At 70.4% G+C, this 21,832-nt stretch carries 17 protein-coding genes and 1 pseudogene; 12 read left to right on the top strand and 6 right to left on the bottom strand.

Annotation, left to right across the window (positions count from 1 at the left end; translation table 11 throughout):
- Positions 1-13: 13 nt before the first annotated feature.
- The 4 genes and pseudogenes from ACFWPQ_RS46540 to thrS all read left to right on the top strand — a co-directional run bounded on the left by ACFWPQ_RS46540 (position 14) and on the right by thrS (position 5,522).
- Positions 14-1,576 carry a restriction endonuclease subunit S gene (locus ACFWPQ_RS46540; RefSeq protein WP_384049710.1) on the top strand — a complete coding sequence of 521 codons (1,563 nt, stop codon included), beginning with the start codon at positions 14-16 and terminating at the stop codon, positions 1,574-1,576.
- The gene (locus ACFWPQ_RS46535; RefSeq protein WP_384049707.1) at positions 1,573-3,132 is read left to right on the top strand and encodes an N-6 DNA methylase; all 1,560 of its coding nucleotides are present in this window, start codon (positions 1,573-1,575) and stop codon (positions 3,130-3,132) included. The genes ACFWPQ_RS46540 and ACFWPQ_RS46535 overlap by 4 nt, the downstream gene beginning before the upstream one ends.
- A 73-nt stretch (positions 3,133-3,205) precedes the next feature.
- A complete protein-coding gene (locus ACFWPQ_RS46530) occupies positions 3,206-3,856 on the top strand; it encodes a hypothetical protein (protein WP_384049704.1) in 651 nt (216 codons plus the stop codon).
- A 451-nt stretch (positions 3,857-4,307) separates the two neighbouring features.
- Positions 4,308-5,522: pseudogene (gene thrS / locus ACFWPQ_RS46525) on the top strand (threonine--tRNA ligase).
- 9 nt (positions 5,523-5,531) lie between these two features.
- Here the strand turns inward: thrS and ACFWPQ_RS46520 are convergent.
- On the bottom strand, positions 5,532-6,104 hold the full coding sequence (locus ACFWPQ_RS46520) for a TetR/AcrR family transcriptional regulator (RefSeq protein ID WP_384049702.1): 573 nt from the start codon (positions 6,102-6,104) through the stop codon (positions 5,532-5,534).
- Between the two features lie 98 nt (positions 6,105-6,202).
- On the opposite strand from ACFWPQ_RS46520, the gene ACFWPQ_RS46515 reads away from it, so the two are divergent.
- The 3 genes from ACFWPQ_RS46515 (at position 6,203) to ACFWPQ_RS46505 (ending at position 11,841) form a co-directional block, all read left to right on the top strand.
- Positions 6,203-7,093, top strand: coding sequence for an SDR family oxidoreductase (locus ACFWPQ_RS46515; RefSeq protein ID WP_384049700.1), 891 nt, complete (start codon positions 6,203-6,205; stop codon positions 7,091-7,093).
- Between the two features lie 194 nt (positions 7,094-7,287).
- A complete protein-coding gene (locus tag ACFWPQ_RS46510) occupies positions 7,288-8,265 on the top strand; it encodes a nucleoside hydrolase (RefSeq protein ID WP_384049698.1) in 978 nt (325 codons plus the stop codon).
- A gap of 216 nt (positions 8,266-8,481) precedes the next feature.
- On the top strand, positions 8,482-11,841 hold the full coding sequence (locus tag ACFWPQ_RS46505) for a S8 family serine peptidase (protein ID WP_384049695.1): 3,360 nt from the start codon (positions 8,482-8,484) through the stop codon (positions 11,839-11,841).
- Between the two features lie 97 nt (positions 11,842-11,938).
- Here ACFWPQ_RS46505 and ACFWPQ_RS46500 read toward each other — a convergent pair whose 3' ends face one another.
- Positions 11,939-12,880, bottom strand: a complete 942-nt coding sequence (locus ACFWPQ_RS46500) for an LAETG motif-containing sortase-dependent surface protein (protein ID WP_384049692.1) — start codon at positions 12,878-12,880, stop codon at positions 11,939-11,941.
- 340 nt (positions 12,881-13,220) lie between these two features.
- Between ACFWPQ_RS46500 and ACFWPQ_RS46495 the strand changes: the two genes are divergently transcribed.
- Positions 13,221-14,867 (top strand): alpha-amylase family glycosyl hydrolase, encoded by a 1,647-nt coding sequence (locus tag ACFWPQ_RS46495; RefSeq protein ID WP_384049689.1) that lies wholly within the window; start codon positions 13,221-13,223, stop codon positions 14,865-14,867.
- Between the two features lie 4 nt (positions 14,868-14,871).
- On the opposite strand, the gene ACFWPQ_RS46490 is transcribed toward ACFWPQ_RS46495, so the two are convergent.
- Positions 14,872-15,651: a DUF4142 domain-containing protein gene (locus ACFWPQ_RS46490; RefSeq protein WP_384049686.1), complete on the bottom strand. Its 780-nt coding sequence runs from the start codon at positions 15,649-15,651 to the stop codon at positions 14,872-14,874.
- A gap of 391 nt (positions 15,652-16,042) precedes the next feature.
- Here ACFWPQ_RS46490 and ACFWPQ_RS46485 point away from each other — a divergent pair, with 391 nt between their 5' ends.
- Both ACFWPQ_RS46485 and ACFWPQ_RS46480 read left to right on the top strand, forming a co-directional pair.
- The gene (locus ACFWPQ_RS46485) at positions 16,043-16,687 is read left to right on the top strand and encodes a DUF6445 family protein (protein WP_361285804.1); all 645 of its coding nucleotides are present in this window, start codon (positions 16,043-16,045) and stop codon (positions 16,685-16,687) included.
- Positions 16,688-16,840: 153 nt separating this feature from the next.
- Positions 16,841-17,569: a DUF4232 domain-containing protein gene (locus ACFWPQ_RS46480; RefSeq protein ID WP_384049683.1), complete on the top strand. Its 729-nt coding sequence runs from the start codon at positions 16,841-16,843 to the stop codon at positions 17,567-17,569.
- A gap of 16 nt (positions 17,570-17,585) precedes the next feature.
- Here ACFWPQ_RS46480 and ACFWPQ_RS46475 read toward each other — a convergent pair whose 3' ends face one another.
- A complete protein-coding gene (locus ACFWPQ_RS46475; protein WP_384049680.1) occupies positions 17,586-18,518 on the bottom strand; it encodes a formylglycine-generating enzyme family protein in 933 nt (310 codons plus the stop codon).
- 67 nt (positions 18,519-18,585) lie between these two features.
- Positions 18,586-18,942 (bottom strand): hypothetical protein, encoded by a 357-nt coding sequence (locus ACFWPQ_RS46470; RefSeq protein WP_384049676.1) that lies wholly within the window; start codon positions 18,940-18,942, stop codon positions 18,586-18,588.
- 154 nt (positions 18,943-19,096) lie between these two features.
- Here ACFWPQ_RS46470 and ACFWPQ_RS46465 point away from each other — a divergent pair, with 154 nt between their 5' ends.
- Positions 19,097-19,765 (top strand): hypothetical protein, encoded by a 669-nt coding sequence (locus ACFWPQ_RS46465; protein ID WP_384049673.1) that lies wholly within the window; start codon positions 19,097-19,099, stop codon positions 19,763-19,765.
- 12 nt (positions 19,766-19,777) lie between these two features.
- Here the strand turns inward: ACFWPQ_RS46465 and ACFWPQ_RS46460 are convergent, their stop codons facing one another.
- Positions 19,778-20,047, bottom strand: a complete 270-nt coding sequence (locus ACFWPQ_RS46460; protein WP_384049670.1) for a hypothetical protein — start codon at positions 20,045-20,047, stop codon at positions 19,778-19,780.
- Positions 20,048-20,165: 118 nt separating this feature from the next.
- On the opposite strand from ACFWPQ_RS46460, the gene ACFWPQ_RS46455 reads away from it, so the two are divergent.
- The gene (locus tag ACFWPQ_RS46455; protein WP_384049667.1) at positions 20,166-21,698 is read left to right on the top strand and encodes a hypothetical protein; all 1,533 of its coding nucleotides are present in this window, start codon (positions 20,166-20,168) and stop codon (positions 21,696-21,698) included.
- Positions 21,699-21,832: the final 134 nt, after the last annotated feature.

The raw sequence follows: 21,832 nt of genomic DNA, 5'->3' as shown, positions 1-21,832 counted from the left end.
CGGGTTGAATGACGTGGAGCTTCCGGCGGGGTGGGTAGTAGCCCCGCTGTCGGACTTGGTGCCCCCGGATGGCATCTTTACCGACGGCGACTGGGTCGAGAGCAAGGACCAGGATCCAAATGGAGATGTCCGCCTGACTCAGCTTGCGGACGTCGGCGATGGATTCTTTCGGAATCGCAGCAAGCGATTCATGACCCAGGAGAAGGCCGCTGAACTTCGCTGCACGTTTCTTCAAGAGGGCGATATCCTCGTAGCCCGAATGCCTGATCCGCTAGGGCGCGCCTGCTTGTACCCTGGGTCAAATCAGCCAGCTGTCACTGTTGTTGACGTTTGCGTAATTCGCGCTGGTCAACATGGAGTTAATAATCGATGGCTAATGTGGGCTATCAACTCCCCTCAAGTGCGGCAGCAGATTAATGCCTATCAGACTGGGACCACCCGGAAGCGTATCTCTAGAAAGAACCTGGAGAAGGTGAAGCTGGCGGTTCCCCCGCTCGCGGAGCAGCAGCGCATCGTCGAGGCGATCGAAGGCCACGTCTCCCGCCTCGATGCAGCTGAACGGGATCTCAAAACTGCACACGTCCGCTCTAATTCCCTTCAGAAGTCCGCTCTGGAGAGAGCAATGAACGGGGAATTTTCCGTTCAGAGCGATACTGATGAACCAGTTACCGTCCTCCTCGCGCGGGTCGAGAGTGAACTCTCTCAGGCAGCAAAGGGAAAGCGTCGAAATTCTCCGGAACTTGCTAAACTCAGCCCGCATGCGAGCCTACCCTCACACTGGGCCGTCCAGCCGCTCGGATCTCTGACCCGAAAGATCGAGTATGGGACCTCTGCCAAGGCCCATACTCATCCCGCCGACACGGATGTACCCGTTTTGCGCATGGGGAATATTCAGGATGGTCGCCTGGATATGCAGAATCTGAAATACCTGTCTGTCGAGCACCCCGACACGTCGAAACTAGCGCTTAGCGACGGCGACCTTCTTTTTAACCGCACTAATAGTGCGGAGTTGGTCGGCAAGGCGGCTGTCTATCGTTCCACGATGGGTCCTGCAACTTTCGCCTCATACCTGATTCGCTGCCAGCTCGCCCAAGGCATTGAGCCGGAATGGGTGAGTCTATGCATCAACAGTCCTGAGGGGCGACGATACATCAATTCTGTCGCCGCTCAACAGGTAGGGCAAGCAAACGTTAATGGGACCAAACTGGCGGCTTTCCCAATCCCTGTGCCACCACACGGCGAACAGCTCAGGTTGCTCGCAGAAATGCGTGAATGGCACGAAACCGTCGGACGGACAGCAAACATCGCCCAGCGCGCGCTGAGGCGTTCCGCACACCTCCGACGGTCCTTGCTGCGCCATGCATACTCCGGGCGGCTCGTCCTTCAGGACCCAGCCGACGAGCCAGCCAACGTCTTCCTCAACCGCATTCGCGCCGAGCGTGAGGCCCATCGTGGCAAGCCCAAGAGGGCTGCACGGCGCCCCCGTAAGTCGGCCACCGCAGACACACCGCCTCCGCCGTCCGCCTCCTCAGCCCTCACCTCCACCACCGCCGTTCAGCAGGAGCTTCCGCTGTGACCCCCGTATCCCCAGCCCTGGCGCACGCGCAGACCAGCAGCCTTGTCGCCAAGCTCTGGAACTACTGCAATGTCCTCCGGGACAACGGCCTGTCGACTATCGAGTACGTCGAGCAGCTCTCGTACCTGCTCTTCCTCAAGATGGCCGACGAGATCGCCTCTGATCCCTTCACCGAGCAGGAGGCCAAGGCCGTCGTACCCGCCGAGTACGATTGGCAGTCTCTCGCCCGCCTCAAGGGCATCGATCTCGAAGTCCATTACCGCAAGACGCTCGAAGAGCTTGCAAAGAACCCTGGGACCACCCTCGGCACGATCTTCGCCAAGTCCCAGAACCGGATCACCGAGCCTGCCCTTCTCGAAAAGCTGGTCATCGACCTGATCGGCAAGGAGGACTGGACGATCCAGGGGACAGACCTCAAGGGCGATGCGTACGAGGGTCTGCTCGCCAAGGGCGCCGAGGACACCAAGACGGGTGCCGGCCAGTACTTCACGCCTCGCGCGCTCATCGACGCCATGGTCGACGTGATGCAGCCGAGGCCCGAGGACACGATCACCGACCCGGCGTGCGGTACTGGTGGCTTCCTGATCGCCGCGCACAGCTACATCCGCCAGCACCACATGCAGCATCTGTCACGGGAACAGCGTCTCGAACTCGGGTCCGGCAAGATCTGGGGGAATGAGCTGGTCACCGGCACCGCCCGTCTGGCCGCCATGAACATGCTGTTGCACGGTATCGGTGACGCCGACGGCAAGTCCCTCATCACCGTGGGCGACGCTCTCGCCGACAAGCCCGACCGCCATGCGTCACTCGTACTTGCCAACCCGCCCTTCGGCAAGAAGTCCGCGATCACGATCGTCGGCACGGACGGCAAGGCTGAGAAGGAAGACATCTCGTACGAGCGGGACGACTTTCGGGCCACCACCACCAACAAGCAGCTCAACTTCCTCCAGCACATCATGTCGCAGTTGGAGATGAACGGCCGAGCGGCCGTGGTCCTCCCGGACAACGTGCTTTTCGAAGGCGGCGCGGGCGAGAAGGTACGCCGACGCCTGCTCGACGAGTTCGACCTGCACACGATTCTGCGTCTGCCCACCGGCATCTTCTACGCTGGCGGCGTCAAGGCCAATGTCCTGTTCTTTGAGAAGAAGCCGCCCCGCAGCGAGGGCGCCCACAACACCTCGAGGCTGTGGGTCTACGACTTCCGTACCGCCAAGCACTTCACCCTCAAGCAACACCCGCTGACCCGCGCGGCTCTGGATGAGTTCGTTGAGGCGTACCTGCCCGGCAAGCCGCGCAGCGAGCGGGCGGAGTCCGAGCGTTTCAAGTCCTTCGACTACGACGAGCTCATCGCCCGCGACAAGGTGAATCTCGACATCACTTGGATGAAAGACCCTGCGCTCGACGACGCCGACAGCCTTCTGCCGCCCGAGGTGATCGCCCAGGAGATCGTCGAGGACTTGCAGGCCGCGCTGAGCGAGTTCGCGGCAGTCGCGGAGGCCCTCGGTGGTGAGGTCTCGGCCGACACCGACGTGATTGAGCCAACTGAGAGTGATTGATCCACAACTGGGTTGTCCCTACCCCGTCCCGCCGGAATCCTGAGTTCCTAGACCAGCGAGACGGGGGAGTTCTATGTCGGCCGCACAACCGCAGACACGCGAGTTCCGGGCGTTCCTGACCAATCTCGAGTACGCCCGGAAGATGATCCTGGCGGGTCAGAGCCTGGCTGCCTTCCAGTCCCCGGTCATCGATATCGGCGACTTTTACCGGGCCGCCTGGGTACAGGCCGTCAGTGCCATCGACCACTGGTTCCACGAGGAGCTGTACCGGCGCGTGGCCGAGCTGGCTGGCGAGGACAGCCCGGAGATGCCCTACCAACTGACGAAGTTCGAGCTTCCTCTGGTAAAGGTGGAGGAAGTCCGGCGCGGTACCACCACGCTCGCCGACGCTGTCTCTGAGCATGTCAAGGCAAAGTGGGGCAATGCGGCACTGCAGAACCCTCGCAAGATCAGCGAGGCGCTGAAGCTGGTGACGGAAGAGGACATCTGGGCCAAGGCCGCCGTCCAGCTCAACGAGTGGAACCACGGCCGTACGTCCATGAACGCGCAGACACTGAAGCAGAAGCACAACTCGATCACCGATCGCCGCAACAGGATCGCCCACGACGCGGACCTGCTGGACGGCGACCTCAAGCGTCGCCGCCCCATCTCCGACGCCGACGTTACCGACGCGATCGACTGGATCGAGCGAATCGCCCTCGCCATCGCTACTGTGCTGGGATAAGTCGACTCCTTTGGAAGCCGTCACTTACGTCCACGGACTGGCGGAGTTGACGGCATCTCTTATGGCAACGACGGCACACCGACGCGCATGATCGCCCTCCTGAGCGATGGCAACGGGAAGCCGCGGACCCTCCTCGTCAGGTGCTGCCCAGTCCTACAGATCAGAAGCTCGCAGGTCTGCCGGTGTTCCATAACCGCTCCGCCCCAGGTGGACACTGCAAGAGGTGGGGTCCGGGCGGCCCAAGGGAACGCCCTTGAAAACCTGTCGTGCGCTGTCCCGGCCGTTGCTACGGTCGTGGGCATGAAGCGTGCCCAGTCGTGTCCGTTGCGTACGACGACGTCGGAGACCGTCCCGGCGCGCTGACAGCTGACCAGTCCTGAGCCCCGGGGTGAATGCCCCGGGGCTTCGTCGTGTCGCGGGTCGTTCGCCTCATCGAGGGAGGAGATCCGCCATGCACGACCATCGCAGGCTCGGCCGTGAACTCGGCCTGTTCGACACCGATCCGCTGATGGGCGCCGGGCTGCCGTACCGGCTGCCCGACGGGGCGGTCGTACGGCACATCCTGGAGGGGTACGTCCGGGACGCGGAACGCCGGGCCGGGTACCGGCACGTGTACTCGCCCGTCCTCGGCAAGCGGGAGCTGTACGAGATCTCCGGACACTGGACGCACTATCGCGAGGACATGTATCCCGTCATGCGGGTGGGGGCGGAGGAGGTCGTGCTGCGGCCCAGTCTCTGTCAGCGTCACGCGCTGATCTACCGGTCGCGTGCGCGCAGCTATCGCGAACTGCCGTTGCGGATCGCCGAGGTGGGGGCCATGTACCGCGCCGAGCTGTCCGGGGTATTGGGTGGGCTCACCCGGGTCGGGGCCATCCAGCTCAACGACGCCCACATCTTCTGCACCCTGGACCAAGCCGTCGAGGAGGCCCGCGCGGCTCTGGCGCTGATCGCCCGCGCCTATGCCGACCTTGGCATCAGCGCCGTACGGCACCGGTTGTCGCTGCCCGGTGAGAGCGGGAAGTACGTGGCCGACCCGGAGTTGTGGCGGCGGGCCCACCGTGCTGTTGCGGGAGGTGCTGGACGGGGCCGGGGTGGCGTACGAGGAGGCCGCGGGGAAGGCCGCGTTCTACGGTCCGAAGATCGACGTACAGATCGCGGGCGCCGCCGGGCGGGAGTCGACTCTCTCCACCGTGCAGATCGACTTCCACCAGCCGGAGCGGTTCGATCTGCGGTACGTCGGGGCGGACGGCGGCCGGCATCGGCCGGTGATGGTGCACCGGAGCGTGATCGGGAGTGTCGAGCGGGGCGTCGCGCATCTCGTCGAGGTGTACGGCGGGGCTTTCCGGCCTGGCTGGCGCCGGTTCAGCTGGTGGTGCTGCCGGTCGGAGAGGAGCAGGTGGGGCGGGCGGAGGCGCTGGTCGCGGCGGCGGTCGAGGGCGGGCTGCGGGCCGGGGCCGCCAGGCCGGAGGAGGGGAGTCTCGGGGCCCGGGTGCGGGCGGCCGGGCTGGTGCCGTACCTGGCGGTGATCGGTGCGCGGGAGGCCGCGGCGGGGGTCGTGGCCGTAAGGCTGCGGGACGGACGGCGGGTGGGGGAGCTGCCGGTGGCGGAGCTGGTGGAGCGGATCCGGGAGCGGGTGGCGGGGCGCGGGACCGTGCTGTGGGAGTGACCGGGGCCGCTACGTCAGGGCCGCCGTCGCCTCGCGCAGTTCGTTCAGGGACTGGTGGGTCAGGTCGGGGAGGGTGCGGTCGTTCGCCGGGGTGATCCAGCGGGCGAAGGCGGCCGAGAAGGCCTGGGCGCCCAGGTGGGCGGCGAGGGACGCGGTGGGGTCGGGCACGCCGCGGTCGCGGAGGGCCGTGGCCAGCGTCGTGGCGAGGTTGAGGCTCTTGAACGCGGCGCGTTCCCGCAGCTCGCTGTGGCTGCCGATGACCTGCATCAGCCGGGGGCCGAACGCGCGCTGCTCCGGGGTGAAGGAGGCGGCCAGGGCGTCCAGGGCGGCGGCCACCGTCTCCAGCGGGGTCGCGGTGCCGGGCGCGGCCGCGGCTCCCTCGGCCAGGAGCCGGCCGTGCTCCTCCTGGCCCGCGAACAGCACCTCGCGCTTGTCCGGGAAGTGTCGGAAGAACGTCGTCTTGGTCAGCCCGGCCCGCTCGGCGATCTGGGCGACGGTGGTGCTGTCGTATCCCTGCTCGCCGAACAGGTCGAGTGCGGCGTGCACGAGGCGCAGTCGCGCGTTCGGTTCCCATCGAGCCATGGGGACAGCCTAAGTGATGTGACTCGGTACCGTCACGGGGGTATGGTGACGGTACCGAGTCACATCACCATTCCTTCCGTCCTGGGGAGAGTGCTGTCATGCGTGTTTTCGTCACCGGTGCGAGCGGTCACATCGGCTCCGCCGTCATTCCCGAACTGCTGCGAGCCGGGCACGAGGTCGTCGGCCTCGCCCGGTCCGAGAGTTCCGCGGCGGCCGTGAAGGCCCTGGGCGCCGAGGTCCGCCGCGGCGACCTGGCGGATCCGGACGGCCTGCGGGCGGCCGCGGTCGACGCCGACGCCGTCGTTCATCTCGCCTTCGACCACGCGGCGATGGCCGCCGGGGACATGGCCGGTGCGGCGGCGGCCGACCGGACCGTGGTGCAGGTGTTCGGCGAGGCGCTCGCCGGGACCGGCAAGGCCTTCCTGGGAGTCGGCATGGGCCACGGCGACGGCAACGAGCACCTCGGCGCGGCGTACAGCGCCAATCCGAGGATCGCCACGGTGCGGCTGTTCGGCGAGTTCACCGGACAGGGGGTGCGTACGGTGCTCGTCGGGATTCCGCCGGTCGTGCACAGTGCTCGGGACCGGGGCGGGTTCCTGCCGACGCTGATCCGGATCGCGCGGGCCACGGGCGTCTCCGGCTACCCCGGGGACGGTTCCAACCGGTGGTCCGCCGTGCACACACTGGACCTCGCCCGGCTCTACCGGCTGGCGCTGGAGAAGGCGCCGGCGGGCGCCGAGCTGCACGCGGCGGCCGACGAAGGGGTCGCGGTGCGGGACATCGCCGACGTCATCGGGCGGCGGCTGGGGATTCCGGTGCAGAGCGTTCCGGAGGACCGGCGCGCCGAGCACTTCGGGTTCTTCGGGGCGTTCGTGTCGCGGGACATGCTGGTGCGCAGTGGGCGGACCCGGGAGTTGCTGGGGTGGGAGCCGAAGGAGGCGGGGCTGATCGCCGACCTTGAGGAGGGGCACTACTTCGCGGGGGAGTGAAGCGGGCGGGGTGAGCGTCGGCGGACCGGTGCGCAGCCGTTGCGGCCGGTCGCTCCCACCCGGCGGAGCCGCACATCGGCACGGCCCGCGCCCCGTGGCCCGTGGGCCGGTGGCCGTGGCTTCGGTCGAAGGACTCCGCCCGCTGAAAAGTTCCCTCGGGCGCCTAGAGTCTGAGCCGACGGAAGGAGCCCCCCGTGACCGGTCAGCCCATCCCCGTGATCATCGACTGTGACACCGGTGTCGACGACGCCCTCGCCCTGCTGTTCGCCGTCCGGCATCCGGGGCTGGAGTTGCGGGCGGTGACCTGTGTCGCCGGGAACACCGACGTGGACGGGGTGGTCCGCAACACCCTGACCGTGCTGGAGCAGGCCGGGGCCGGGGACGTTCCCGTCGCCCGGGGCGCCGAGCGGCCGTTGATCGAGGCGGCGCGGTCGGCACGGCATGTGCACGGGGCGGACGGGATGGGGGATCTCGGGCTGCCCGCACCGAGCCGGCGCCCCGCCGACGTCGACGCCGTCACCCTGCTGCGCCGCGAGATCCTCGGCTCGCCCCGCCCGGTCACCCTCATCCCCACCGCACCCCTCACCAACATCGCCCTGCTGCTGCGCACCCACCCGGAGGTGACCCGGAACATCGAGCGGATCGTGTTCATGGGCGGCGCGGTCGCCACCGGGAACGCCACCCCGGTCGCCGAGTTCAACGTCTGGCACGACCCCGAGGCCGCCGCCGTCCTGCTCACCGCCGGTGTGCCGATCACCATGTACGGGCTGGACGTCTTCCAGCGGGTGGTGGTGCCGGGCGCGGAGGTACGACGGCTGCGCGCGAGCGCGGAACCGGGGGCCCGGCTCGCCGGGGAACTGCTCGCGCACCGGCCCGCCGCCCCGGACCCGGACGGCGACGTACCGGACGGCGACGACCCGGACGGCGGCCTCGGTGACGCGGGCGCGGTCTGTGCCGTGGCCGATCCGGCCGGCCTGACCACCCGGCTCCTCCCGGTCGAGGTCTCCCTCGCTCCGGGGCCCACCCGGGGCCAGACCATCGTCGACCGCCGCCCCCGCCCCGGCGAGGCCGAGATCCACGGCGGCGCCCGCGAACAGGCCCTGGTGGACGTGGCGTTGGACGTGGATGTGGAGCGGTACGTCAGCCTGTACCTGGAGACCGTCGGCCGTTAGAAGCGGCCCGGCAGCACCACCCCCCGGAGCCGGCGTGGCCAGGTCCATGCCGTGAGGCGGGCGAACGGCGAAGCTGTGGGCCGCCTTTGTTCCGGTGTTCCGGGCCGATCCCGATCGTCAACGGTTCGTAACCGAGCAGGAGTTGGGGAACCCGCGCGCCGCGGCACACCTCATGGTGGGCGAGAGACGGACCGGCACGACGCTCCGGGGGGAACCATGTCGAGCAAGCCCAGCAAGCCCAGCAAGCCGAGCAAGCCGAGAAGACCGAGAAAGAGGAATCCGTTACGCGCCTGCCTGGCGCTGACGACCGCGACGGCCATGGCGAGCCTGGCGCTCACCCAGACCGCCACCGCGCAGACCGCGCACCCCGCGCACCCCGCACACCCCGCGTCCTTCACGGCCGGGACCCACACCCACACCCTCACCCTCATCACCGGCGACCGGGTCACCGTCGACGCCGAGGGCGGGGTCCTCGGCGTGCAGCTCGCCGAGGGGCGGGAGCACGTGCCCGTGCGGACCCGTACCGTCGGCGGCCACACCCTGGTCGTGCCCACCGACGCCGCCGCCCTGATCGCCGCCGGGAGACTGGACCGACGGCTGTTCGACGTCACCGAGTTGAACAAGGACAGGGAGCGGGCGGACCAGCGGGACGGTCTCAAGGTCATCGTCGGCTACCGGGGCACGGCCGCGACCGCCCGCGCCGACGTCGGGGACGCGGCCACCGTGCGCCGCACCCTCAGGTCCCTGGACGCGCAGGCGGTCCGGGCCCCGAAGCAGGACCCGGGCAGGCTCTGGGACGCGGTGACGAACGGCGACGAGGCCGCGCCGGGGGTGGCGCACGTCTGGCTGGACGCGGTCCGCGAGGTCAGCGACGACAGGTCGGGGCCGCAGATCGGTGCGCCCACGGCCTGGAAGGCCGGCTACACCGGCAAGGGTGTGAAGATCGCCGTCCTGGACACCGGGGTCGACGCCGACCACCCGGACCTCAAGGGCCAGGTGATCGCGGCGAAGAACTTCTCCGTCTCCGCCGACGCCGACGACCACCAGGGGCACGGCACCCACGTCGCGTCCATCGCGGCCGGCACCGGCGCCGGGTCAGGGGGCAGGTACACCGGGGTCGCGCCGGGCGCGAAGCTGCTCAACGGCAAGGTGATGGACGACGACGGCAGCGGCGACGACTCCGCCATCATCGCCGGCATGGAGTGGGCCGCCGACCAGGGCGCCGACATCGTCAACATGAGCCTGGGCGGCACCGACACCCCCGGCACCGACCCGCTGGAGGCCGAGGTGAACAAGCTCTCCGAGGAGAAGGGCATCCTGTTCGCCGTCGCCGCCGGCAACGAGGGGGAGCTCGGCGCGGGCACCGTCGACTCGCCGTCCAGCGCGGCCGACGCGCTCTCCGTCGGAGCCGTCGACGGCAAGGACAGGCTCGCCGACTTCTCCTCCACCGGCCCGGTCTCCGACGGCTCCGTGAAGCCGGACGTCACCGCGCCCGGCGTGGACATCACCGCCGCCGCGGCCCCGGGCAGCGTCATCGACAAGGAGGAAGGGGAGAACCCGCCCGGTTACCTGACCATCTCGGGTACGTCGATGGCGACCCCGCACGTCGCGGGCGCCGCCGCCATCCTCAAGCAGGAGCACCCGGACTGGGGGTACGCGCAGCTCAAGGCGGTGCTGATGGGTTCGGCGAAGGCGGGCGCCCACACGCCGTACCAGCAGGGCACCGGGCGGATCCAGGTCGACCGGGCCATCACGCAGACCGTGTTCGCCGAGCAGCCGTCGCTGTCGTACGGCATCCAGCGGTGGCCGCACACCGACGACACCCCGGTCACCAGGCAGCTGACCTACCGCAACACCGGTACCGCCGCGGTCACTCTGAAGCTGACCTCGACGGCCCTGGACCCCGACGGCGGCAAGGCCCCGGCCGGATTCCTGACCCTCGGCGCCACCTCGGTGACCGTCCCGGCGGGCGGTACGGCCTCGGTCGGCGTGACCGTGAACACCAAGGTGGGCACGGTCGACGGCGCCTGCTCCGGGTACGTGGTCGCGACCGGCGGCGGCCGGACCGTCCGGACCACCGTGGGCGTGCAGCGCGAGGTGCAGTCGTACGACGTGACGCTGAAGTTCGTGAACCGGGCCGGACCGTCCCCGGTGCACCTCACCACCCTGACCGGCTACTCCGGCGTCGGCGAGGGGCTGGACTACACCTCGCAGAGCACGGACGACACGGTGACCATGCGGGTGCCCAAGGGCAAGTACGTCCTCGACTCCGTCAGCATGAAGAGCCTCACCTCGGACGAGGGCGGCATCGACTGGCTCTCGCAGCCCGTCCTGAACGTCACCAAGGACGTCGGCGTCACCGTGGACCTGAACCGGACCAGGGCTTCGGACATCACGGTTCCGGACGGCGCCGCCAAGCCGTCGTACGCCGGTGTCGGCTACCAGTACGCCGACGCGGTCGCCGACTTCTCCGTCCACACCACCTCCTTCGCCGGCCTGCGCGTCGCCCACCTCGGCCCGGCCGTCCAGGGCCTCACCGAGCGCTGGACCGGGCAGTGGACGCGGGGTGCGGGCAGTGAGTACGACATCTTCACCACCGCCGGACCGACCACGTTCAAGGCGCTCACCAAGCACTACCCGGCGAGCGCGCTGGCCACGGTCAGGGCCCGCCTCGGCAGCTCGGTGCCGGGCCGCACCGGCGCGGTCACCCTGCTCGCGGAGACCCCGGCCGGCACCAGCGTCACCCAGCCGGTCGCGCAACGGCTGCCGGGCACCCGCACCCTGCACCTGTCCGCCGGGAGCGGCATCGCGTGGTCGGCGAGCTTCGACCAGTACGCGGCCGAGCCCGACGCGTACGGCTACCCGGTCAGCGCGGCCCACTACGTCTCCGGCACCGGCCGGACCTACCAGGGCGGCCGGACCTACACCTCCACCTTCAACACCGCCGTCATCGCCCCGCTGCTCACCGCCGACTACGGCCTGGACCGCGACGGCAACGAGATCTCCGGCGACATCCCGCTGTTCTCCGACGGCGCCGGGCACGCCGGCTCCTCCGACTTCTCCTCGGTGCGCACCACCCTCTTCCGGGGCGGCACCAAGGTCGGCAGCAACAGCGACCCGCTGTTCGGGTTCGAGGTGTTCAAGGTGCCGGCCGGGAAGGCGGCCTACCGGCTCTCCACCTCCGTGAAGCGCTCGGCGGGCGTGGCGAGGACCTCCTCGCGCATCGACGCCACCTGGACCTTCACCTCGAAGAAGACCTCCGGGCCGACCGCCCTGCCGGCCTCCGCCCTGCGGATCGCCGCGCGGACCGACCTGAGCGGCCACGCCCCGGCCGGCCGCAGGGTCACCGTCCCGGTGACCGTCCAGGGCTCGGCGGCGGGCAGGAACCTCCGGTCCCTCGCCGTGTGGGCCTCCTACGACGGCGGCGGGCACTGGACGAAGCTCACCGTCACCCACGGCCACATCACCTACACGAACCCCGCCCAGGGCAGGGCGGTGTCCTTCAAGTACCGGATCACCGACCGGAAGGGCAACGCGTCGGCGGTCACGGTGTACGACGCGTACGCCGGCAAGTGAGCCGGGTGCTCCGCCCGGAACGCTGCGCACACGTACGCCCCGGCCGTCAGCGACGGCCGGGGCGTACGGACGTACCCGGATGGGAACCCGGAAGGGATCAGGCGCGGGTCGCCTTGCGGCGGCGGGTCGCGATGACGAGGGCGCCGCCGCCGGCCAGCAGCACGGCCGCGCCGCCCGCGATGTAACCGGTGCTGGAGCTGGCGCCGGTGTGGGCCAGGTCGCCGCCACCGCCGGAGTTGGTGCTCGGGGCCGACGCCGGGGAGGTCGTCGACTCGGACGGGGAGGGAGACGCGGAGGCCGTGGCGGTCGCCGAGCTCTCCGAGGCCGTCGGGGTCGGGGTCTCCGCGGACGGCGGGGTGGCCGGGGTGGACTCCGACTCGGAGGCCGAGGGCGACGGGGACGGCGAGGACGACTCGCTGGTCGAGCAGTCCTTCGTGCCGCCGTTCCAGGACGCGATCAGCTTGTCCTTGATGACCGGGTGGTCCGGGCCGGCCGGCAGGTCACCGTGCTCGAAGCCGTCGTTCGCGTCCTTGTTGCCGTCGAACTTCGTCGCGCCCCGGTAGAGGTCGATCTGCGCGAAGCAGCCGGCGTCCGGGACCGCGATGTCGAGGGAGTCGGTCTGGCCCTGCTTGACCGTCACCGAGTCGAAGTCGACGAAGATCTGCTGGCCCGAGGTGGCGAAGGAGGAGCCGTGGGCGATGTAGGAGGCGAGCGACGCGGTGCAGGAGGCGGCGTCGGCGGCGGCGCGGACCTTGACGTGGACCTTGCCGTCGTCGGTGACCTTCAGGTTCTGGTCGTCGACCTTGACCGAGTCGAAGAAGTTCGAGCCGTCGATCGAGAACTGGCACTTGTCGGTGCCGGTCTCCGTACCGGCGCCGGTGCCGGGGCTGTAGTGGCCGCCGGACTTCCAGCCGTCACCGCCGGGGGTGCTGTTCGCCCAGGCGCCGGACGCGCCGGCGACGGAGGCGGCACACAGGGCGAACGAAGCGACGCCCGTCCCCAGCAGGCGACGCGCGGTGACATGTCTGGCTATGGACATGGAAATCCCATCCGTGGGGTGCTCATCTCTCGCCGGCCCGTCGACGCTCGTCGCGAGGAGCGGACGAGCAGCGTGCGGGCGGCGGAAGGGCAGCGGAAAGCGAAGAGACACGGGGCCCATTGGTCACATGCGCCACTGTGTGCGGCCCATGGTGGTTGGCCCTGCCGAACCCTGTCAACCTGCCTTGAATCAAGGGCCGTTCGGGCACCATCACAACTCCCTCACACGGGGAACGATCCACTCCGGCCGGTGTGAAGTTTCGCTTTCTCGGCAATATGGACAGACTTCTTCTCGGTGTCTCTCCGCCCGATCGGTGTCTCTCCGCCCGAAAGGAACGCGCGTGGTCGACCTCTCCTCCAGGAATCCCGACTGGTGGCGTCAGGCCGTGATCTACCAGGTGTATCCGCGCAGCTTCGCCGACGCGGACGGCGACGGGCTCGGTGACCTCAAGGGCATCACCGAGCGGCTGTCCCATCTGGGCGCGCTCGGCGTGGACGCCCTCTGGCTCAGCCCGTTCTACCCGTCCGAGCTCGCCGACGGCGGCTACGACGTCGCCGACTACCGGGGCGTCGACCCGCGCCTGGGCACCCTGGACGACTTCGACGCGATGACCGCCGAGGCGCACCGGCTGGGCCTGAAGGTGATCGTCGACATCGTCCCCAACCACACCTCGCACCTGCACCCCTGGTTCCGGGAGGCCCTGCTCTCCGGCCCCGGCTCCGCGGCCCGGGAGCGCTACGTCTTCCGGCCCGGCCGCGGCGCGCACGGCGAACTCCCGCCCTCCGACTGGCAGTCGGTGTTCGGCGGCAGCGCCTGGCGCCGGGTCCCGGACGGCGACTGGTACCTGCACCTCTTCGCCCCCGAGCAGCCCGACCTGAACTGGGAGCACGAGGAGGTCCGCGCCGACTTCCGCACCACCCTGCGCTTCTGGTCCGACCGGGGCGTGGACGGCTTCCGCGTCGACGTGGCCCACGCCCTGGTGAAGGATCTCGCCGAACCCCTGCGGGACGTCGCGGAGTTCGGCCCGACCGGGGAGGAGGCGCTGGAGCGCGTCGCGCCCGGCACCCATCCCTACTGGGACCGCGACGAGGTGCACGAGATCTACCGCGACTGGCGCAAGATCTTCGACACCTACAGCCCGCCCCGCACCGCCGTCGCCGAGGCCTGGGTGCCCGACGCCCGCCGCGCCCTGTACGCCCGCCCGGACGAACTCGGCCAGGCCTTCAACTTCGAGTACCTGCAGACCCCCTGGGACGCCGAGGCGCTCCGCGAGGTCATCACCGGCTCCCTCGCCACCGCCCGCGCGGCCGGCGCCTCCGCCACCTGGGTGCTCTCCAACCACGACGTCGTACGGCACGCCTCCCGGCTGATGCTGCCGCCGGGCACGGACGAGAACGCCTGGCTGCTGTCCGGCGGTCACGCGCCGGGCGTCGATGTCTCCCATGGCCTGAGGCGCGCCCGCGCCGCCACCCTCCTCATGCTCGCGCTGCCCGGGTCGTCGTACGTGTACCAGGGCGAGGAACTCGGTCTGCCCGAGGCCGCCGACCTGCCCGTCAGCGTCCTCCAGGACCCCATCTGGGAACAGACGGGCCACGCCCGCAAGGGCCGCGACGGCTGCCGGGTGCCGCTGCCGTGGACGACGGACGGTCCGTCGTACGGCTTCGGGTCCGGCGGGGCCTGGTTGCCGCAGCCGGAGTGGTTCGCGTCGTACGCCGTCGCGGCGCAGGCCGGCAGTGCGGGCTCCACCCTGGAGCTCTACCGCACCGCCCTGCGGCTGCGCCGCAAGCTCCTCGACGGCGAGACGCTGACCTGGATGGAGGCGCCGACTGGTGTGCTGCACTTCGCCCGGACGGAGGGCTGGCGGTGCGTCACGAACGTGTCGGACGCGCCGGTGGCGCTGCCGCCGGGCGAAGTGCTGTTGGCGAGCGTGCCGTTGCCGCATGACGGCACGCTGCCGCCCGACACCACGGTGTGGCTGGGCGCCTGACGTGTCAGCCGGCGGTGGGGGTGGCGCCCGGCGTCACGTTCACCGCGTTGGTCTGGGTGTTCGTCCCGGTCCCGGTCCCGGTCCCGGTTCCTGTGCCGGTTCCTGTCCCGGTCCCGGTACCCGTCCCGGTGCTCGCCCCGGTGAGGCCGTCGAGGTCCACCGGGGTCGAGGTGGCGTTCGGCGGCGGAGTGAGGACCACCTGCTGCTCACCGGCCACCGGGGGCGGCGGGGTCAGGTCCGAGGCGGGCAGCTTCGGCGGGGTCGTCTCCTGGAAGAGCACCGACGGGAAGTCGACCAGACCGGTCTTCTCCATCACCGTGATGTGGTCGAGGACCGTGTCGTTGGCCTGGTCGGCGAGGGCCCGCACCAGCGTGTTCTCGGTGGTGGACCGGATCTTCGCCACCGTGTTGAAGATCGAACCGTGCGTCACGCGCAGGATGTTGGCGAAGTCGGTGTCGAACTTCTTGCCGGTGTCCGCGGTCAGCGTGCTCACGAACCCCTGCTGCTGCGGGCTCGCCAGGTTCGGGATGGTGATGTTGAGCATCTGGGCGACCTTGCGGTCGGTGGTGTCCAGGGCCGAGTGCCCGTCGATCAGGTGCTGGCTGGCCGTGATCACGGCCTGGGACTGGCCCTTTTTCACGCCGAGCTGGCCCACCGGGTACTCCCAGAGGCCGGCCGCCCGCACCTTCACCACGAAGTCCCGGTCGCCCTCGGTGAGGGGCCCCCACTGGGTGTTGGCGATCACGCGTGTCGGGTCGCTGGACACGGTGTTCAGACCCAGCATGCTCGGGTAGGCGAGTGCCGCGAGGGTGAAGCTCAGGGCTCCGCCAACAAACAGCGTTCCCGTCGCATTCCGCGAAAAGCGCACCGGTGCCTCCTGCCCGGTCGAGGGTCCCGCGCAGGGCGGGGTCGGTTCGCAGAGGAGTACGGACGCGAAAGCGCCGGGAACCTTTTGATTTGGCAAAGAACTTGTGAGGCCTGGCCCTGCCCGGAGCGCCGACTTCCCATGTCTTGGCCAGGAGAAGGTGATGGTTTTCCCTGCTAGGAGTGGTCATGACAAAGCCGGGGGCAGGCTTCGCCGCATGCCCCCACACTCATCCCCCCGAGTCCCCCGCGTCCCCCGGCTGCCCAACGGAGCGGCCCCGCGGGGAACCGCCGCGCCCGCCGCCCTGCCCGTGCTGCCCTACCGCAAGCCCACCAAGGGCCGCGACTACTGGGTGTTCGACGACGTCCTGCCGGACGTGGACGCCGTACGGGAGCGGTGCCTGGCCAAGGACGACTGGGTCCAGGGATACCCGTACACCTCGGAGACCTGGCCCGGACTGCGCACCATGCCCGGTCTGGAACCCGCCGAACTCGCCGTCGTGGAAGAGCTGGTGAAGAAGGCGACCGGCGCCGGGAAGCTGTGGGTGCAGCAGGCGCCCGGCGGCGGCACCCTCAACCACAACTGCGTCCAGGTGGTCGGCGAGGGCGAGAGCGAGCCGCGCCCGCACACCGACTCACGGGCGCTGTGCCGGTACGCGGCGGTGCTGTACCTCAACCCCGGGGTGGCCAAGGACTGCGGCACCGCGTTCTACCGCCAGTCGCTGCCCGGCGGCCGGCTCGGCGGCAACATCGTGCAGGCCCCGCACAACAACCTCGTCGACGCCCTCGGGACCCGGTTCGTGCCGGGCGACCACTTCGAGGAGGACGTCCGCGTCCCGCACAAGTACAACCGGCTGCTCCTCTACAACGCCAACCTCGTGCACAGCGCGACCGGTTACACCGGGAAGACGCTGGAGGAGAAGCGGATGACGGCGGTCTTCTTCTGGATGGCGTGAGCGGCCGCCTCCGTCGACCGCCTTTGTAACAGCGGGAGTGACACGACCACGACGGGCCCGTGACGGCGATCTCCGAACTTCCCTTCCCGGGCCCGCATCGAAAGGGGTGTCCGGCAGAGAGCCGGGAGGACACCGCCGCTGGGGGAGAAACCCATGTCGAAGCTTCGCAACCGCCGCACGAACGTCCGCAGGACCGCTGTCGCCGTGACCGGCGCCGCCGCGCTGCTGGCCCTGCTGACCGCCTGCAACGGCACCGCGAGCGGCTCCGTCAGCGCCGACGGCGGTACGGCGGCCCCGGCCGCCGGCGACTCCACGACGGCGAACGGCTCGACCGGCGGCTCCGGCAGCGGCAGCGGTTCCGGCACCGGCAGCAGCGGGAGCACCTCGGGCTCGTCGACGTCCGGCGGCTCGTCCGCCTCCGGGGGCAGCTCCTCCGGCGGTTCCTCCTCCGGCGGCTCCTCCGCCACCGGTTCGGTGCCCGCCTGCCAGGCCGCCCAGCTCGGCTACTCGTGGGCCGACTCCGGCAGCGGCACCGGGCAGCAGAAGCACGCGGTCGTGGCGCTCACCAACAAGAGCGGCCACTCCTGCACGATGTACGGCTTCCCGGGCGTCGACCTGGTCAACAGCGGTCAGAAGTGGTCGCTCCCGCGGACGAACGCCACCCCGAAGCGGGTCACCCTGGCGAACGGCGCCTCCACCAGCTTCCCGATCACCTTCCTGGTGCCGGCACAGGGCGACTCCGCCGACTTCACGCCGACCACCGTCGTCATCACCGCGCCGAACCAGCGCACCTCCTACGACCTGCCCTGGCACGGCGGTGCCGTGGTGCTCCAGGACGGCGCCACCCACCCGGGCAGCTTCATCGGTCCCGTCGGCCAGTGACCACGGGCCCGCAGGCTCACTCCGCGTCGCGCACGCAGCGGAAGCCGGTGTGACCGGTGGAGCTGTCGGGGGTGTTGGCGGTGCGCGCGGCGACCCGGTAGCGGTTGCAGTAGGAGGCGTGGCAGAGGTGGGAGCCGCCGCGGATGACGCGGGCGCCGCCGGTCTCCGCGGTGCGGCCGTGCTCGGTGGTCCACCAGTCGGCGCACCACTCCCACACGTTGCCGGAGGTGTTGTACAGGCCGTACCCGTTGGGCGCGAAGGCGTCGACGGGCGCGGTCCCGCGGTACCCGTCGGCGGCGGTGTTCCGGGTCGGGAAGGTCCCGCGCCAGATGTTGCACCGGTACTCCCCGTCCGGGTCCAGCTCGTCCCCCCACGGGAAGCGGGCCTGCTCCAGACCGCCCCGGGCCGCGTACTCCCACTCGGCCTCGGTGGGCAGCCGCTTGCCGGCCCAGGAGGCGTAGGCGGCGGCGTCGTACCAGGAGACGTGCACGACGGGATGCCGGCCGAGCCCCTCCAGCCCGCTGCCCGGTCCGGCCGGCTCGTGCCAGGCGGCCCCCGCGACCGCACACCACCAGGGCGTCTCCGGCGGCCGGGGCGCACCCCGGCGCAGCGCGGCGGGCAGGAACCCGGCGAAGACGTACGACCAGCCCAGCCGTTCGGCGTCGGTGACGTAGCCGGTGTCGGCGACGAACGCGGCGTACTCGTCGTTGCTCACGGCACAGGCGTCGATCCGGAACGGCGCCACGCGCACGGTCCGCACCGGCCCCTCCCCGTCCGCGGGAAAGCCGTCGGCGTCCTCGGCGCCCATCAGGAACTCACCGCCGGGCAGCGCGACCATGCCGGTGCGCTCGGGCGCGGTGTCACCGGGGGCGGGGAGAGGCCGTACCGGCAACTGCGCGGGGGCGGAGGGCGCACAGCAGGCGGACGGCGACGGCCGGGTGGACTCCATGAACGGAGTGTGCCGCAGGCACCTGTGACGGTGTCGGCGGGGGCGTCGGCGGCGAGGCCGCCGCGGATCAGCGGAGGAGTTCGCGGATCGCGGCGGCGGTGTTGAACACGGCCGGCAGGAGGAAGATCCCGCCGAAGACCATCCACGCACACCCGAGGCCTCGCCGTGCGCGGCTGGGCGGTTCCGGCTCGCGCGCGAAGTCGCCGATGCGCATCGGCTCGGTGGAGGCGCCGTGGGCCCGTCCGGTGCGTCGCTGCGTGAGCCCCATCCGCACGAAGATGTCGTCGGTCAGGGTGCGTCCGGTACGACGCTGTCTGAGCCCCGTCCACAGCGCGCCGGCGGCGACCGCCGCGGTGAAGGCCGCCAGTTGTAGATGCTCGCCGGGCGTATCGGCGCCGGCGAGGGCAACGGCCAGGTACGACACGGATTCTCTCCCCCCAAGGTCATGACGCGCACATCTCTTCATACCGGTTCCGGCACGTCAACAGAATTGATCGCCACCGGGGCGCGGAGTCGTCGCACCGTGCGCCCCCGGCCAGCGATAATCGCCCCATGGCTCCTTCCTCGGCCGCCGCCGCGTGAACGTCACCCACCTGCACCGCCGTCTGCTGCCCGACCTGCTGTCGGTCGGCGCCGCGTACCCGCTCGCGCTGACCGGTGACTACGCGGCCCAGGCCCACGGCCTGTTCGACCGCCCCGGCCGGACCGTGGAGGTGGCCACGCAGCACCCGGATCCCCTGCCGGCGATCGCCGAAACGGTCGCGGCCGGCCTCCGGGAGCGTGGCTGGAGGGTCGCCGCCCGTGAGACGGATCCCCTCTCCGCCCAGCTCATCGTGACGGACGCGGTCGCGGAGGAGGACGGCGAGGTCGACCTCCTCAAGGAGGCCCTCTGGCACCCACCGGTCCGGACGGAGCTCGGCCCGACCCTCGCGCTCGAAGACGTGGTCGGCATGCGGGTCTGGGCCCTGACCGACCGCGGCCTGCCCCGCGACCTCCTCGTCGTGCACGCCGCCGCGGACCGCTGGACCCTCCCCGACCTGGAGGACCTGGGCCGCCGCCATGCCCGCGACACCTTCGACCTCACCGACCTCCAGTCCCGCCTGACCGGCACGGACTGGATCGACGACCGGGAGTTCTCGGTACTCGGCCTCGACGACCACGCGATCGCCGACCTCCGCCACTGGGCCCAGACCTGGGCGGACGACATCGCGGAACGGCTGATCGAGGGGCGGCCGCCGGAGGACTGAGCTTCGGCCGGGTCAGCCGCTCGTCTTCTGCCGCTGCTCCGCGGTCCGGGCCCGCCAGAGGGACAGGACCTCGATGCCGAGGCCGGTCACGACCAGCAGGGCGCCCAGCCAGAAGAGCGGCGGGAGGTGCTGCTCGACGCCGCCGAACAGCACCAGGTTTCCGCCGAGAACCGGCAGGAAGACCTCGGCGGCCTTCGCCCACCGGCCCTTCCGGGCGTGCCCGACGGCGGAGACCGACCCGAGCACGAGCATCAGCACCATCAACGCCATCGCGATCCGCATGCCCTCAGTGTGCCGCGCCCCGCTGTCACGTGGTGAACATGACAGGGGGCGGTGCCGGGACGGGTGTTGCCGGTGGGCTAAGGTGACTCGCTTTTGTCGCGTACCTATGGGGGGTCTGATGCGGCGAATCACAGCGGCCGCGGGTGTCGTCACCGTCCTCGTGCCGCTCTTCCTGGCAGGCGCTTCGACCGCGTCGGCCGCGACCGGATCGCTCACCGTCAAGACGCTGGACCGCAGCGGCAAGCCGGTCTACGCACAGGTGGCGGTGTACAACACCAGGACGAACGACTTCCGTTACATCGAGGGCAACAAGAAGACGTCGCTGCCCAACGGCAGTTACGAGCTCGCCACGTCCTTCGTCGGCGGCGACAACGAGGACGCCGTCGTCGGCGGCCACAGCGTGCGGGTCTCCGGGGCCACGACGACCACGTTCGACGGCCGGAAGGGGCGTGCGGTCAGCGTCTCGCTCAGTCCCGGCCCGGGCAGCGGATACGACCACACGGTCAGCGCGGCCGTCTGCACCACCGACGACAGCCCCGCCGAGATGAGCATCTCGGCACCGGCGGGCGACCTCTACGCCATCCCGAACACCAGCACCGCGTACGAGCTGTCCTACGGCACCGTCTACCAGCCGCGGTCGACGAGCGGCGGCGACTTCTGGCTGGCCTCCGGCACGCACAGCCGCGGTGTGCCGTCCGGGGTGTCCGCGAAACTCACGAGGTCCGGGCTGACCACCCTCAAGGTGTCCGCGCATTCCGGCCCCGACAGCGGAGACGCGGACTTCTCGTTCCACGGCGAGCCGAAGGGCGCCGGCAGCTGCTCCTGGTCCACGAACATCCTGGACTTCCAGCGTGAGCTGCCCGACTCCTTCGGCGTCCACGTCCCGGCCGGCCAGTGGTACGTGAGCCAGCAGAGCCACGACTACATCTACAGCGGGTCCCGCACGTACGCGGCCGGGAAGACGACCTCGCTGTCCCTGGGCCACGCGGTCTGGGGCCCCGGCGGGCGGCTGCCGTACACCTGGTACCACCAGCTGTACTTCGGCGACGACAACCTGTTCATGGACCCCAAGCTCACGGGCGGCGGCGTCCTCGCCTCCGGCACCCTGAAGCTGACCCACGCGGGCAAGACGCTCTACTCGCACACGTACAGCCCCTCGACGCAGCTCGACCCGCATCCGCGGATCCCCGGGTCGGGCTGGTACACGCTCACGGAGACCGGCCACCGCGGCGGCCTGCCGGCCGGCTCGCTGTCGACCTCCGCCAGCCTCTCCCTGCACTTCTACGCGGACGCGGGCAAGAACCAGCAGATCCGGAACTACCTCACCCGGTTCTGGCCCGAGGCGCTGAACGGCAGGAACCAGGCGGCCGCCGGGTCGACCACGACCGTCGACCTGGGCATGCAGCGCCTCGGCACGGGTGACGGCACGATCCGTCAGCTGTCGGACGGTGTGAAGTCCGTCCGGGCCTGGTACACCACCGACAACGGCGCCCACTGGAACGCGACCGCCGCGAAGCTGTCCGGCGGCAAGTGGACCGTCGCCGTCCACAACCCGGGCTCCGGCGGCCGGGTCGGCCTGCGCTCGACGGTCACCGACACCCACGGCGACACCTCGACGACCACGGTGTACAACGCGTACGCCGTGCGCTGAGGAACCACCGACGGGGAGGGGGGGGGCGGGGCCCCCGGGGCCCCCCCCCCCCCACCCCAACAGAAGCACCCCGGGCGCCCCCCCCCCCGAGGGCCCCCCCGAGAAGATCGGCCCCGGTGTGGGTGGGGGGGTGA

The sequence above is a fragment of the Streptomyces sp. NPDC058464 genome (genome assembly GCF_042721035.1).
In the GTDB taxonomy this organism is placed as follows: Bacteria; Actinomycetota; Actinomycetes; order Streptomycetales; family Streptomycetaceae; genus Streptomyces.
The sequence above is the reverse complement of the archived record's forward strand: the minus strand, read 5'-3'. Positions and strand labels throughout refer to the sequence as shown.